The sequence below is a fragment of the Emticicia sp. BO119 genome, assembly GCF_013912375.1.
In the GTDB taxonomy this organism is placed as follows: Bacteria; Bacteroidota; Bacteroidia; order Cytophagales; family Spirosomataceae; genus Emticicia.
Map to the genome: position 1 here is coordinate 193,330 of NZ_JACETV010000008.1, position 14,195 is coordinate 207,524.

Annotated in this window: 12 protein-coding genes; 4 read left to right on the forward strand and 8 right to left on the reverse strand. The window is 37.6% G+C overall.

The window, feature by feature from the left end; all coding sequences use genetic code 11:
* Positions 1–68: 68 nt before the first annotated feature.
* Together H1R81_RS22420 and H1R81_RS22425 are read left to right on the forward strand one after the other, a co-directional pair.
* A complete protein-coding gene (locus H1R81_RS22420; protein WP_181842988.1) occupies positions 69–1,640 on the forward strand; it encodes a hypothetical protein in 1,572 nt (523 codons plus the stop codon).
* 96 nt (positions 1,641–1,736) lie between these two features.
* On the forward strand, positions 1,737–2,195 hold the full coding sequence (locus H1R81_RS22425) for a hypothetical protein (RefSeq protein ID WP_229251196.1): 459 nt from the start codon (positions 1,737–1,739) through the stop codon (positions 2,193–2,195).
* 80 nt (positions 2,196–2,275) lie between these two features.
* Here H1R81_RS22425 and H1R81_RS22430 read toward each other — a convergent pair whose 3' ends face one another.
* The 4 genes from H1R81_RS22430 to H1R81_RS22445 form a co-directional block, all read right to left on the reverse strand.
* Positions 2,276–4,966, reverse strand: coding sequence for an ABC transporter permease (locus tag H1R81_RS22430; protein ID WP_181842989.1), 2,691 nt, complete (start codon positions 4,964–4,966; stop codon positions 2,276–2,278).
* Between the two features lie 4 nt (positions 4,967–4,970).
* Positions 4,971–5,324: a PadR family transcriptional regulator gene (locus H1R81_RS22435; protein ID WP_181842990.1), complete on the reverse strand. Its 354-nt coding sequence runs from the start codon at positions 5,322–5,324 to the stop codon at positions 4,971–4,973.
* Between the two features lie 285 nt (positions 5,325–5,609).
* Positions 5,610–7,682: a carboxy terminal-processing peptidase gene (locus tag H1R81_RS22440; protein WP_229251197.1), complete on the reverse strand. Its 2,073-nt coding sequence runs from the start codon at positions 7,680–7,682 to the stop codon at positions 5,610–5,612.
* Positions 7,683–7,853: 171 nt separating this feature from the next.
* On the reverse strand, positions 7,854–8,597 hold the full coding sequence (locus tag H1R81_RS22445; protein WP_181842992.1) for an FKBP-type peptidyl-prolyl cis-trans isomerase: 744 nt from the start codon (positions 8,595–8,597) through the stop codon (positions 7,854–7,856).
* Positions 8,598–8,728: 131 nt separating this feature from the next.
* On the opposite strand from H1R81_RS22445, the gene moeB reads away from it, so the two are divergent.
* Both moeB and H1R81_RS22455 read left to right on the forward strand, forming a co-directional pair.
* On the forward strand, positions 8,729–9,838 hold the full coding sequence (moeB, locus tag H1R81_RS22450; protein ID WP_181842993.1) for a molybdopterin-synthase adenylyltransferase MoeB: 1,110 nt from the start codon (positions 8,729–8,731) through the stop codon (positions 9,836–9,838).
* 9 nt (positions 9,839–9,847) lie between these two features.
* Positions 9,848–10,291 carry a transcription elongation factor gene (locus tag H1R81_RS22455; RefSeq protein ID WP_181842994.1) on the forward strand — a complete coding sequence of 148 codons (444 nt, stop codon included), beginning with the start codon at positions 9,848–9,850 and terminating at the stop codon, positions 10,289–10,291.
* 147 nt (positions 10,292–10,438) lie between these two features.
* Here the strand turns inward: H1R81_RS22455 and H1R81_RS22460 are convergent, their stop codons facing one another.
* The 4 genes from H1R81_RS22460 to H1R81_RS22475 form a co-directional block, all read right to left on the reverse strand.
* A complete protein-coding gene (locus H1R81_RS22460; protein WP_181842995.1) occupies positions 10,439–11,185 on the reverse strand; it encodes a glycosyltransferase family 2 protein in 747 nt (248 codons plus the stop codon).
* A gap of 98 nt (positions 11,186–11,283) precedes the next feature.
* Positions 11,284–12,108: an amidohydrolase gene (locus H1R81_RS22465; RefSeq protein WP_181842996.1), complete on the reverse strand. Its 825-nt coding sequence runs from the start codon at positions 12,106–12,108 to the stop codon at positions 11,284–11,286.
* 21 nt (positions 12,109–12,129) lie between these two features.
* Positions 12,130–12,756 (reverse strand): carotenoid biosynthesis protein, encoded by a 627-nt coding sequence (locus tag H1R81_RS22470; protein ID WP_181842997.1) that lies wholly within the window; start codon positions 12,754–12,756, stop codon positions 12,130–12,132.
* A 17-nt stretch (positions 12,757–12,773) separates the two neighbouring features.
* Positions 12,774–13,616, reverse strand: coding sequence for an N-acetylglucosamine kinase (locus H1R81_RS22475; protein ID WP_181842998.1), 843 nt, complete (start codon positions 13,614–13,616; stop codon positions 12,774–12,776).
* Positions 13,617–14,195 lie beyond the last annotated feature (579 nt).

A 14,195-nucleotide genomic window follows, 5' to 3' on the forward strand; every position in this document is an offset into this window, starting at 1 on the left:
AATAGGTTTGTTCCCATAGGGAATCTAATATGCAACCAGACGACAAAATAAAGAAAAAACTGTCAGAAATGTTTAAGGACTTTGAATCAGAGCCCCAGGAAGAATCTTGGGACAAGATTCGTGCGTCTATGCAACTTTCTCAGATGTTTCTGGATTTCGAAGTTGAGCCACAGGATGAGTCTTGGGAGAAAATCCGTTCAGGTCTTGATTTTACTCAACGGATGAAGGAATATGAGCCTGAGCCTCAAGAAGAATCGTGGGATAGGATTCGTGCAGGCGTAGATTTAGCTCAGAAATTCAAAGATTACGAACCCGAACCACAAGCTATTAGCTGGCTGAAAATACAAGAGGCAATTCAGCCTAAAAAACGCCGTCGTGGCATCATTATTCCTCTTTTTTATCGTGTGGGTTTAGCAGCAGGACTTGTGATATTATTGGGTAGCTTATGGTGGCTGTTGAATAGCAAAGAGAATGCAGGCATGACAGCTGTTAAATCAGGCGATAAAAAAACCGTTACAAATAGCCACCCGATAATTAAAAAGTCTGGCAAGGCAAGAAATGCCCAAAAAGTACAAGAAGAGCAGTTATCAGAAAAAACTACTGAAGAACAGTTGCCAAATTCACAACAATTGCCTAAGGAGAATGTAGCCGCTAATACTTCTATTACCAAATCAGATAAAAGTGGTTTATCGAATAGAAGTTTAAATACTGGTATAAAGAAAGCAACAAAGGAGAGAAGAAAAGCGGTTGACAGCAGTCAGGAGAATTTAATAGTTAATAATAAGCCTAATCGTAATAGTAAGCAGGATTCAGGTATGAAGCCCACTGTCTTAAATAAAGAAGTTACTCCTGAAACTACTAATAAAAATGAGGTATTAGCTAATAATAACTCAGAGAATAAAATAACAGAGGAGTTAAGATTTGAGCAATTATCAGGTAAAGAATTTAAACCAAAAGCAATACACAAACCTTTCAGCGCCATTGCTTATAATGCCGAAAGACCTTACCAGATAGAAGAACCAGAGCAAAGAGTATATCGTAAGATTAACTTTACAGCCAGTCTGATGCCTTTACAGACGTATCAGGCATTTACGATTCTTCCTCAAACTAATACTTATATCCAACAGGTGGGCCGTTTAGATGCCATTGATAACCAACGCATGGGGATTCAGGTGAGAGCAGGAGCAATGAAACCATTATCAGATCGCTTTGCGATGGGTATATCTGCCGCTTATACAGGTGTACAACAATGGGCTAATTATGAGCTCAATAATGGAGAATATGAAGTAGAGACAGCTGACAATGGTTCTTATACGCTGGTAGGAATAGGTGAACAGGTAGCTCAGAAACAATTCTTACAAACTATCGGTGTAAAACTGGATAATGCATACCTGATAGCCAAAAAGAAAACAAGAGTATATGCTATTGGAGGTGCAGAAGCTGTTCGGGTGCTCAATAATAAAGATTCAGGGTATTATGTAAATGCTTCGTTAGGTGTTGCCTACCCGATTAAAGGGGGAAAATCTCTTTGGATAGAGCCCACATTTCGTTATAGTCTTTCTCAATCGTTCGACGCTAATAATTATTTAAAGATTCGTCCTTATAATATCGGACTTAATCTACGTATCAATTTCATTTAATTAGCGATTAATTGATACAATATTGAACTCCTAATTTTTGCAATTCTGTTAAAAATCATTTCATTTGCACCATCAATAGATTTAAACGATAACGCAATGAAACTGAGAATTTTTCTGATAATATTATTATTAGTGGTCTTGGGAATAGCCTATTATCTAACTGCTGGATATTACTCAAGCGGTGAAAGAGCCGGAACTATCTCAAAAATTAGTGAACGGGGGTATGTTTTTAAAACTTTTGAGGGTGTTCTGAACGAAGGAGGATACTCTGGTGAAACAGGTACACTCACACCACGTTACTGGGATTTTTCCTGCAAATTAGATTCTGTTACATCTAAACTGCAAAGAGCCTTAAAAACAGGAGAACGGGTAACTTTGATTTACAGAGAAAAGTTTTTCACTTTTCCGTGGAATGGAGATACTAAATATTTTATAATAGATGTTCAGTTTTTAGAAGAGCCTCAGAGACCAACAAATCTGCCTTTACCGCATCCTCAGCAACAGGTAGTACCAATAGCTCCGGCAGATTCTGCTAAAGCTGATTCTACTTTGTAAGCATCAATTATTATTTTCAGATTTGTAAACGAAAGAGTATTGTATTAACAATATTTTCTTTCGTTTACGTTTTATCCAAACTATTCGCATCGCAAACTCTTTACTGGATTTACCAAAGCCACTTTGATAGTCTGATAACCAACAGTTAATACAGCAATTGAAATAGCTAATACACCAGCCAAAGCAAAAATCCACCAAGATAAATCTACTCTATAAGCAAAATCCTGAAGCCATTGGCTCATCGCGTAAGCTGCAATAGGTGAGGCAATCATAATAGCAATTAAAATTAACCTGAGGAAATTTGTTAATAGAAGTGTAACAATACTTGCAACAGAAGCTCCCAACACTTTCCGTACGCCAATTTCCTTAGTACGTTGATGGGCGGCAAAAGCAGCCAGACCGAATAAACCCAAACAGGAAATCAAGATAGCTAACCCTGCAAAAACACCAAAGATTTGCCCTATCCGTTGTTCGGATTCATACATTTTATTGAACCTTTCATTTAAGAATGAATAGACAAAAGGATTATCAGTCTGTATTTTCCATAACTTTTCTATCTTGTGCAAAAGGGCAGGTATATCGTTGGTGCTGATACGCAATGCCATTTGTGTATTGTCTCCACCATAAAACAACATTAGAGGAGCAATATGTTGATGCATAGACTCAAAATGAAAATCCTTGACTACTCCAACAATTGTATAGGTGCGTTTGCTTCCATCAGAACCATCTCCTGTCAGTGAGACTTGTTGGCCAATCGGATTCTTAAAGCCATAAGTCTTGGCTGCTGTTTCATTAATTAATATAGCCGAATTATCTGTAATAATAGTTTTTGAAAAATTGCGTCCTTGTGCTAATCTTACTCCTAAAGTAGGAAGATAATCTTCATCAATATAATAACTTTTGGTCCGATGGGTAACTATGCGTGAACCATTCTTAACCTGAACACCATCTACACTCTTACGGGAAATACCTGCGGGCAAAAAACCGGCCATCGAAACTCTAATAACAGGAGTCAACTTGGCCAACTCTGCTTTAAAAGTATTTAATTGTTTGTCTAATATTTGTGTATCATGCAAAACAAGCACCTGCTCTTTATCGAAACCTACTTTTTTGTTTTGTATGAATTTCAATTGCTGATAGGCAACAATTGTGGCAATCATTATACCTATTGATATAGCAAATTGACCTGTTACTAAGGTATTACGCAACCAGCTACTTCGAAAACCTGCCTGTATTCTACCTTTAAGAACAGTAATAGGTTTGAAAGATGAGAGTACAAAAGCAGGGTAACTCCCAGCTAATAACCCAATTATCAGGCAACCGATTATTGTGCCAGGAATGATATGCCAATTGAAAATCGAACTGAGTGTAAAGAGTTTTCCAGTTATGTTGTTAAAGCCGGGCAATAATATAATAACAAGTCCGAATGCAAGTAGTAATGCAAAAAAGGTTAAAAGAACAGATTCGGTCAGAAATTGCCCTATTAACTGTTTCTGAACTGAGCCTAATACTTTGCGGATGCCTACTTCTTTAGAACGACCCGCTGAACCTGCTGTAGACAAATTCATAAAATTTACACAAGCAAGCAATAGAATAAATAGGGCAATTATCGAAAAAATATATACATATTTTATATCGCTATTAGTTTCTATCTCGTCGTCTAAATTAGAGTGTAAATGAATTTCTGTAACACGTTGAAAAGGAAAGCTAAATCGATTTCCATTTTGCAGGAATTCTGAAAAGCTAAGTCCAAAAAACTCGTTGATTTCAGATGATACATATTTATTTACTATGTTCTGACTTTGCTCTTCCAGTTGTTTAACTGAATAGCCCTGACGTAGTACAAAATAGGTATATGCGCCGCTGGCTAACCATTTTGTCCCTTGATTGACAGACTTGAAAGAACCTAATATATCAAAATGAAAATGAGTGTTTGAAGGAATGTCTTCACAAACACCCGTTACCTGAAAAATACCCAGATTGCCTAATGTCAGGGTTTTGCCAATAGGGTTGGTTATACCGAAATACTTTCGGGCAGTTGTTTCTGTCAATACCACTGTTTTAGGTTCAACTAATGCTTTTATTAAACTCCCTTTCAACATTGAAATTGAGAAAAAAGAGAAGAAGTTTGGCTCAACAAATGCGATATTTTCCTCTTTGAAAACATCATGTCCGTTTTTAACAAGGAAGCCCCCATCATCACGGATACGGGTCATCGATTCAATTCCCGGAAATTCCCGTAATAGAGTAGGCCCAGCAGGCTCTGCTGAATAAGCAAGATTAATTTCTTTTTCATCCATTCGCCCATGCAAAGTCATCCGATACATCCGGTCAGCATGGGCGTGGTAACGGTCATAACTTAACTCATGCAATACAAACAAAACAATCAGCAGGCATGATGCCAAACCTACAGCTAAACCAAGAACATTGACAGCTGTAAATGCTTTGTGGCGCCACAAATTCCGAAAAGCAATGGTAAGATAATTTGAGAGCATAGTAGTAAAAGGAGGATTAGAGTAATTTTTCGAATAGCGAGAATCATATTTATTTTTTTTTCTTTTAGCGAAGAAAGGGGTCAGACAACTCAATACCGACCAAATATATTCTCGCCGAGCATGTGATAAACCTACCTGGTCAATCCTTTTATAATAATGCTCATGTAAATCACCCTGTATATATTCAAACAGGTGTGGAGCCACAAACCATTCTAATAGTCTGTCGGCCCATTGAGGTGGTTTATGATGTGTTAAAGATTTTTGCTGCTTTTCCATAATTTTATATAGGCTTGGTTGATAACCCTAATAACTTTAGCTTTCCCTTTGGAATTGATTGCCAGAGTTGTGTACGCATCTGATGGATTTCAGATAATACTTGAGCACCGGATGCCGTTAAAGTAAAAAGACGCTTGCTCCTTCCTCCACGTTCAGTGGTTGCTCCTCCAATTGATGAAGCCAAAAAGCCTTTTTCTTCTAAGCGGTATAAAGTGGTATGTATGGCTCCAATCGTGAAACTTCTTCCTGTCATAAGCTGGAGCTGTTCCATTACAGGCACACCATAAACTTCATCAGTACTGGCTGCTACTACCAAAAGTACCCACTCTTCTAATTCTCCCAATATGGTTTTTTTCATGAATCTATGTAATTGACTAATTAGATATAATATTGTAAATCAAATCATGTGCCATTTATGAAAAATATGCTTTAATGCATTGTCAGGCATATTTGAGAAAGCACCACTGTCCAGAAACGGACATCTCATTGTCCATAAGTGGACAGATAATCAGAGATTAGCCAGGCCATTTATGTAGAATTAATAATAAAAAAAGAGCTACACACTTTTATATGTAGCTCTTTTTTTGTTATACAGGAAACAGAATTTAACCCTTAGGGTATCACAATTCACAACCCTATAATTTTATTTAATACTAATTAAATCGCAAAGGATTCTTTCAGACTCACTTAATATCAAGTCTTTATCTTTACCGTCCTTTTCTCCTGTACTTAGCTTATTAATAGCAGTTCTGTGCTTCTCGTTTTCATCTCTTTCCTGCTTGCGTTTCGCTTCATTCAAAGAAACCACTGTTATATCTTTTGTTCTGCGATACTCAGCGAGGTCTTCTACCAATTGTTTCATAGCAGCATCAGAATTCAGACGCTCATTGTATTTCTCCTGCAATTTACTAATAACTTTATCTGTAATGATATTGGTTTTTTCATAAGTTGAGGTATTAATCTGGTCAAATGGCAAAGCTGTTGGTTGAGAACTCTCTCCCATTTCTTCCGGATCAAAAGGTGACGGAAGAATAATATCTGCTGAAACACCTTTGCGTTGGGTACTGTTACCTGTTACGCGATAGAATTTCTCGGTAGTCAGTTTCAATTGTCCATATTTTTCTTTCTGATCAAATCCTACATTAGCTGACGCCTTTTTGTCAGTAGAGGCCGTACGTGGCGACAACAGGAACTGGTCTAAGTCAACCAATTGTTGTACTGTACCTTTACCAAAAGACTTCTCTCCTACAATTAATCCACGTTTGTAATCCTGAATAGCACCAGCAAAGATTTCTGAAGCTGAAGCACTAAAACGGTTTTGAAGAATTACCAATGGACCATTATATACTAATTCCGGGTCAGTATCGCTTTCAACATCAACACCACCATTATTATCACGACGTTGCACTACAGGACCCTTGGTAATAAACAGACCCGTCAGATTAATCGCTTCTGTCAGCGAACCACCACCATTGTTTCTTAAATCAATTACTACCCCTTCTACTCCTTTGGCTTTAAATTCATCAAGAAATCTTTTTACGTCCTTTGTAGTACTCTGAAAATCTCCACCTTTACGGGCATCTTCAAAATCACGATAAAACATCGGAATATCTATTACACCCAATTTAAAGTCCTTCCCATTGTATTTGAAAGGTACTACTTCACCTTTGGCAACGGCCTCTTCTAATTTCACCTTCTCACGCACCAGTCTTAATTCTTTGGTGGCCGAACCCGCAGGAGCATCACCAGGCAACAAACGGATACGGACTACTGTTCCTTTAGTACCTCTGATAAGTTTCACAGCATCATCTGTCAGCCACCCGACAATATCCTGCCACGCACCGTTATCCCCCTGAGCTACCGCCATTATACGATCATTTTTCACGGCTTTGCCATTTTTAAATAATGGGCCGCCTGGAATCACTTCTGCGATAGTTACATAGTCGCCTTCGTTTTTCAAAGAAGCACCTATTCCTTCTACAGACTGGCTCATTTCAATATTAAACTGTGCCGCTGTACTCGGAATCATATAACTTGTGTGAGGGTCAATACTTTCAGAGAAGGCATTCATAAATGCCTGAAATATATCCTCAGAACGCCATTTGGCTATTCTTGACTCCCAACGTTTGTATCGATCTTTCAAGGTAGCAACTATAGCACTATCCTTACTTCCGCTCAATTTTAAGTCTAATACCTGACTTTTCACAATTTTACTCCATACATCATCCAATTCTTGTTCTGACGTTGCCCAGGGAGCTTTGTCTCTGTCAGTCTCAAAAGTTTCATCACTTGTAAAATCAAATGGTTTATCAAGTAAAGTCATGATTTTATCATAACGATCTTTATATCTCTTCCTGAAAAGATTGAATACTTCAAAAGGAGCAGTCAAATCACCCTCCAACAAATCTTCGTCAATACCATAACGATATTTTTCAAAAGACTCAACATCAGCTTTTGTAAAGTAAGAATGCCCACCGTCCACATCTTTGAGGAAATTATCCCACACTTTTGAGGAAAAATTATCGTCTAATTTGAATTTCTGATAGTGGTGGTAGCTCAAAAACTGCGTAGCAAACTGCTCTACCTGCTCTTGTGTGCGGGTGGGAACCAATTCTTTGTAACCATAAGATGGTACAGTAGATACTTTGTTCTGAGCTTTATTCTCAAAGCATCCAAAAAGCCCTGTCAGGGTAAATAGGACTAATATTTTTTTCATAATTTCTAACATAATAACCCTACCCCCTAAAGGAGAGTTTTGATTTAAAATATACCGAATCTTTAAATTATACGCTTTGAAAAGCTACTCACAAGTAAACTACTCAATTATTAACAATTATTAACCTGATATAGTTGCTTTTTTCTCATCTCTCCAAAAAGGCACTTGCTATTATTTTACTATATCTAATAGCTCCAGGTCAAAAATCAAAACCTGGTTCGGGCCTATACTTGGAGGGCCTTGTGGGCCATAAGCCAGGTTTGCAGGAATAAACACTTTCCATTTAGACCCAACCGGCATTATCTGTAATATATCCTGCCAGCCTTGAATTACCTGTGTAACACCAAACTCCGCAGGCTCACCTCTCTGTACAGAACTATCAAAAATCATTCCATCAATAGTTGTTCCATGATAGTGTACTTTTACTCTATCAGTCGACACAGGTTTTGCCCCGGTGCCTTCTTTCACTACCTGATACTGTAAGCCACTCGGTAATGTTATTACTCCTGTTTTTCCTTTATTAGTAGCTAAAAACGCATCTCCGGCTTTCTGGTTAGCCATCGCTTTTTTCATTGATTCATTCTGAAAATAGCCCTGAATATAGGCGTTGGCATCGCCAGGCTCTAAAGCTGTTTGCTGACCACTCAGTACATGGTTAATAGCACTTGCCAACATATCTGTATTACAATTAATATTCTGCTGCTTAAGGTTAGCAGCGATGTTCATCCCGATAGCGTAGCTAAGAGAATCTATTGAATTCTTCATCGGGCCACTTGCGTTTGCCGCAACTGGTTTTGTAGTAGCAGGTTTTGCAGTAGTTGCAGGTGCCTTTTTAACCGGAGTTTTTGGGGTTTGTGCCGCAGCAAACTGTGCTGTAAATAAACTAACTGAAATAGCTACTATGATTTTCTTCATTTTTGGAAACACTGTTTTTTTAAAATTTGTTAAAGAATAACAAATAAACGTACTTTTACCTGAAAAATTCGATTCAGTAGAAAAAAACTATAAAAAATATTAATTTTTCATAGAATTTAAGATTTTTTAACATGGCTTTAAGCTTAGAAGAAATCAGAAGATATGATCGGCAAATACTTCTGCCAGAATTAGGTTTGCAGGGGCAACAGAAGTTAAAACAAGCTAAAGTGCTTGTGATTGGTTGTGGTGGTCTTGGTAGCCCTGTGCTTCTATATCTGGCCGCCGCAGGAGTCGGGACATTGGGAATCGTAGAAGATGATCGAATTTCCTTGAGTAATCTGCAAAGGCAGATTTTATATTCATCTGACAAGATAGGAAAACCTAAAATAGATGAAGCTGAAAAAAAACTGAAAGCACTGAATCCTTTAGTGACTATTGCTAAACATGAGGTTCGCCTATCTGCTGACAACGCATTGGCGCTTATTCAGAAATATGACCTCGTGATAGACGGCACTGATAATTTCCCGACCCGCTATCTGGTGAATGATGCCTGTGTGATACTTGACAAACCTTTTGTCTATGGGGCTATTCATAGGTTTGAAGGGCAGGTAGCCTTATTTAATTATAAAGGTTCTTCTACCTATAGGGATTTATTCCCGGCACCTCCCCCACCTGAGCAAGCTCCCAATTGCTCTGAAGCTGGGGTTCTTGGCGTATTGCCCGGAATTATAGGCTCAATGCAAGCTCTGGAAGCTATTAAAGCTATTACTGCAATCGGAGAGCCATTGGCGGGAAAATTATTGATGCTTGATACCTTGACTATGCAAAGCAGAACCCTGAAAGTGCCTAAAATACCAGATTCACCAAGTATTGAAAACCTGATAGACTATGAAGCTTTTTGTGGTATTAGGCTAAATGATGAGTTTCAGGATAATGAAATAACATACGAGCAATATCTTGATTTAATAGCAAAGCCCAAAATTAACGGAGAATCCCCTTTTCAACTAATTGATGTCAGGGAAGAGTACGAATTTGAAATGCATAACATTGGTGGAGAGTTAATGCCCCTCTCAGAAATAGAGAAGCATATCCCTAAAATCAGAAGAGATAAAACTGTGGTTATTCATTGTCAGAGTGGTATCAGAAGCCAGAGGGCTATTGATTTGCTACAGGAGCGATTCGGATACACAAATCTGCTTAATTTTGCAGGAGGTTTAAATGCTATATCAGACACATTGTAGATTTGATTTATGAAAGCAGAATTGTTAGAGAAAGTAAAACAGCTGGTCGAAAAACGTATGGATACCTCCTGGCAGGCGATGGAAGCTGCTAAAAACTCTGCTAATGAAGAAGGTAAAAGTTCGGCAGGAGATAAATATGAAACCGCCCGCGCGATGGGTCAGATAGACCGTGAAATGAACGGACGAATGTATGAACAAGCTCGTCAGGACAGGCTACTCTTAGAAAAAATAAATCTTCAGCTTCCCTTTTTAAGTGTAGGTTTAGGTGCATTAGTTAAAACGACAATGGGTGATTTTTTCGTAGCTATTGGTGCAGGTGTTGTTACCTTGAATGGTAAAAATATCATGGTAATATCTTCCCAATCACCTATAGGACAAATATTAATAGGTAAATCTCCTCAGGAAAGTTTTGAATTCAGAGGAAAAGCGTATGAGATTGTTTCGATTGATTGATTTAGAGTTTGCCTGAACTGTGATTGATTTGAGTATTACGCTGATTTTTTATAAAAGATAATTGTTCTGAAAGTATAACAACCCTTTTAGAATCAAAAGAATCAGGTTAGTCAGTGAAATCAAAATTCAGCCACTTCAATCATTAAGTTATTTTACCACCCATTGCAATACCTTCGATAATGGTTTGGCATACAAGGTGTACCAGCGAGGGGTGATTTCATTGATTACCCAAGCCCGACGGTCTTCTTTATTGGCTCGGATACGATTCTTTAACGAAGCATTACTGGTTCCGCCTGTACGCATTTTCATCAAAACTTCGGGTATATAAAAAGAAGATACATTATGCTTATATAGCATTCGAAGCATCAGTTCATAGTCTCCTGCACTTCTGAAAGAAGTATCATAAAGCCCAAAAGCATCATAAGCTGACTTTTTTAAAAAAAAGGCTGTATGTGGGGGCATCCAACCCATAAGAAAACGCCTTTTATCATATTTGCCTGATTTCCAGTTCCGAACTACCTTATTAATATCTTCGCTATCTACATAATATAAATCGCCATAGACAGAATCGGCCTTTGACTCCTGAAAAGCTTTTGCCACTTTAGAAATTACCTGATTATCAGGGTAAAAATCATCTGAACCCATGATGCCTACCACCTCTCCGGTAGCCATAGCTACGCCCTTACTCATGGCTTCATAAATACCACTGTCTTTTTCAGAAACCCATTTTATTTTATTACCATACGATTTCAGAATATCTACTGTGCCATCTTTTGATGCACCATCAGCTACAATGTATTCAATATCGGGGTAATCTTGTGAAAGTACACTCTCAATAGTATCACGGATAGTTGCAGCAGAATTATAAGCGGCAGTAACAATTGAAATTTTCATTAAGTAATATCAGATTCTTCAATCTGTAAGATTTATTATTAAGTATCAAAAATACAAAAGACAACTATAGAAAGGGAGTTTTTAAGGCATTTTGTTCTTTATAGACTATAAAAATGGGTGGCATTACCTCCAAAAAGCTTATCTTTTTCGGTTTTGTTTAATTTATCGAAATACGATTGCACGATAGATAACTGTTCTTCGTAAGCACCTGCCACTAAGCAGACAGGCCAGTCAGAGCCATACATAATTCTATCAGTGCCAAAAAATTCCAAAACTATGTCGAGATAGATATAGAAGTCTTCCTTTTTCCATTTATACCAGTCTGCTTCGGTTACCATGCCTGAAATCTTGCAGAAAACATTTTTATGTCGGGCAATTTCCTTCATGTAGTTAGACCATTTATTTACTTCCTTATTTTTAATATCAGGCTTGGCAATATGATCTATCACAAATTTATTGTCAGGGCATTGGCGAACTAAATGCAAGGCATCTCTCAATTGTTTCGGATATATCAGTATATCATAGGTATAATCAAAATCTACCAATTTCTTTATACCTTTAATAAAACTCTCTTGCTGCATAAAACCAACAGGCTCACCTTGCACAATATGTCTGAAACCTTTCAGTTTGTCAAATTGCTTAAAATAACTCAAACGTTCCCATAAATTTTCTGCTTTTAGGTCAACCCAACCCACTACGCCTTTAATGAAACTATATAACTCAGCAAATTTCAAAAAATCAAGATTTTCCTGCTCTGTCTGATTCACTTGCACCAATACACAACCATCGAATCCGTTTTTTTGCAAAATGGGTTCTAAATCAGCAGGTAAGAAATCACGCTGAATAACCCTCATTGAATCGTCAATCCATGCATAATCTTTAGCTATATAATGCCAGAAATGTTGATGTGCGTCTATAGTCATTGAAATGAGCAGTTGAATAGATTAATCAATAAAATTTTGTATGCCAAAAAAACAAATCTGTAAAACCAATAACCATAGGGCAATCGGGTTGTCTTTTCTGAATTTCATACTATGGAACAAAGTTAGTAAAACCGCCGAAACGATAAACCATGCTATATAATTATCAACAGGCGGATTTGCTCCTTTCCATGACCACATATTCAGGCGGATAGCCACCGGTTCTACCAGAAAATCGAATAGGGTCATTACCAAAGCGCCATACAATACTTTGATATAAATAGGTTGAGATGTGCGGCAAAAAGAACTTCCCACACAATACACTAATAAAAGCCAGTTTACACCAATCATAGGCGGCACTTCTAAAACCTTATAGCCTAAAGTAGTTTCATACTGATATTCACCAAAAATAATTCCGGTTTTTACACCTAATATTTCTATAGAAAAACCTGCAAGAAACGTAACAACGCAAAAAATAATAAAACTCCGATTCCATTGCTGATGAAAATAGAGCAGAATAGCCAAAGAAGCTAACAGATTAAAGGGTGTCAGCCATTGAAACAGATGCGTTATCTGTGGTATATTTAAGCCTATTAATCCAGCTGAGTACATAGCCGTAAGTAAGACTAAAAAAGGTAGAGGTTTATGCATATTTGTACTCTGCTTTTTCAAATCGTATGATATTTTACCAAACCATCAATAGGAGTTACTAATATATTTCCGATTTGCAGTTTTTTACTTTCGGCTACTTTTCTCAAAATCTGCTGATAATAAAATCCGACAGAGCCTACAAAGTTAAGTTTTACATCAAAACACATGGGGTATTTCAGAATATACTTGTCAAAAAACAACCGAAAAGATTCTGTAGCTAAATTATAACAGAAGGAATCTTTTATATTATCAAAAATAAATTCAGAAAATGATGCAAAATATCTGTTAGGAAAGGGCTTATAGTAGGCATTATCCAGTACCATCAGTCGGTCCATTACTCCGTATTTTTCTTCAAATAACTGCCTGATGTCAGCTGGCATTTCTTTATGCAGATAGGATAGAACCAGTAATTTACCTAAATGCCCCCCGCTGCCCTCATCTCCTAACCAAAAACCAAGAGGGGGTATCTGAAAAGTAATTCTCTCCCCATCAAAATAACAGGAATTAGAGCCTGTGCCTAAAATACAACCTATTCCCACCTGATGCCCACAAGCTGCTCTTGCTGCGCCTAATACATCGCTCTGCACATCAATATGCTCAACCTCATCAAAGACTTTCAGGAAAGCAGTGCTTAATATTCCAGCTTTTTCATCATTTGTAATGCCTGTTCCATAATAAAAAACCTTTGTAATTTTTCCTTTACAGTGTGGTAGGAGATTGGCTTGCATTTCAGTAGCTATTGCGTCAGCATCCTGATAATAGGGGCTGAAACCTACAGTCTGGGTTTGGCCTACAATGGTATTACCCTCAACGATCCGCCAATCTGTTTTGGTTGAACCACTATCTGCAATTAATATCATTTTGAATAAGGTTATACTTTGATATGTTGTTAATATTTTTGACACAAATTACACAAGGAATGTACTATACTATAAACTTTTTTAATTTAACTACTATAAAATGTCATCCTGTAGCCATCGAGCAGTCGGCCAATCCCGATTGGTGCGGCCTTTATCAACCGGTTGTACACAGGTAGCTCAAACAGAGTAAAAGTTTAACAGCGTAGCACCATTCAATTTTCACTTCGTGATGTGTGGCAAGCCTCCAGTTTGATCAGCCATAGTTCAGGCTGATGGTTTTAGATCTGAAAAAGCTACACTCTGGTGCCGGCTATATCTATTTAGTGATTATACGGATTGTCTGGAAACATTGGCTGCGCTGCTATCATCTTTCAAAAGGTTCCCACCATATTGGTAACCTTTTTCGGTTCCTTTTCAACTCTTTTTACTTCTACAGACCTCAAAAATACCTTCTTGGTAAGTATAACCAATTGGTCTTTTAAACAGACTTCTAACTACCTTTATATCAGTCACTCTCCCTCCCATTCTGACATATTCCTGAAAACCCGGATACTTCTTTATCTATTTTTTATGGTAAGA

Bases quoted from the DNA above. Each gene is read 5' to 3' on its own strand.
- H1R81_RS22475 (WP_181842998.1), bottom strand. From the start codon at position 13,616: ATGATATTAATTGCAGATAGTGGTTCAACCAAAACAGATTGGCGGATC.
- H1R81_RS22470 (WP_181842997.1), bottom strand. From the start codon at position 12,756: ATGCATAAACCTCTACCTTTTTTAGTCTTACTTACGGCTATGTACTCA.
- H1R81_RS22440 (WP_229251197.1), bottom strand. From the start codon at position 7,682: ATGAAAAAAATATTAGTCCTATTTACCCTGACAGGGCTTTTTGGATGC.
- H1R81_RS22430 (WP_181842989.1), bottom strand. From the start codon at position 4,966: ATGGAAAAGCAGCAAAAATCTTTAACACATCATAAACCACCTCAATGG.
- H1R81_RS22425 (WP_229251196.1), top strand. From the start codon at position 1,737: ATGAAACTGAGAATTTTTCTGATAATATTATTATTAGTGGTCTTGGGA.
- H1R81_RS22420 (WP_181842988.1), top strand. From the start codon at position 69: ATGTTTAAGGACTTTGAATCAGAGCCCCAGGAAGAATCTTGGGACAAG.
- H1R81_RS22445 (WP_181842992.1), bottom strand. From the start codon at position 8,597: ATGAAGAAAATCATAGTAGCTATTTCAGTTAGTTTATTTACAGCACAG.
- H1R81_RS22435 (WP_181842990.1), bottom strand. From the start codon at position 5,324: ATGAAAAAAACCATATTGGGAGAATTAGAAGAGTGGGTACTTTTGGTA.
- moeB (WP_181842993.1), top strand. From the start codon at position 8,729: ATGGCTTTAAGCTTAGAAGAAATCAGAAGATATGATCGGCAAATACTT.
- H1R81_RS22455 (WP_181842994.1), top strand. From the start codon at position 9,848: ATGAAAGCAGAATTGTTAGAGAAAGTAAAACAGCTGGTCGAAAAACGT.
- H1R81_RS22460 (WP_181842995.1), bottom strand. From the start codon at position 11,185: ATGAAAATTTCAATTGTTACTGCCGCTTATAATTCTGCTGCAACTATC.
- H1R81_RS22465 (WP_181842996.1), bottom strand. From the start codon at position 12,108: ATGACTATAGACGCACATCAACATTTCTGGCATTATATAGCTAAAGAT.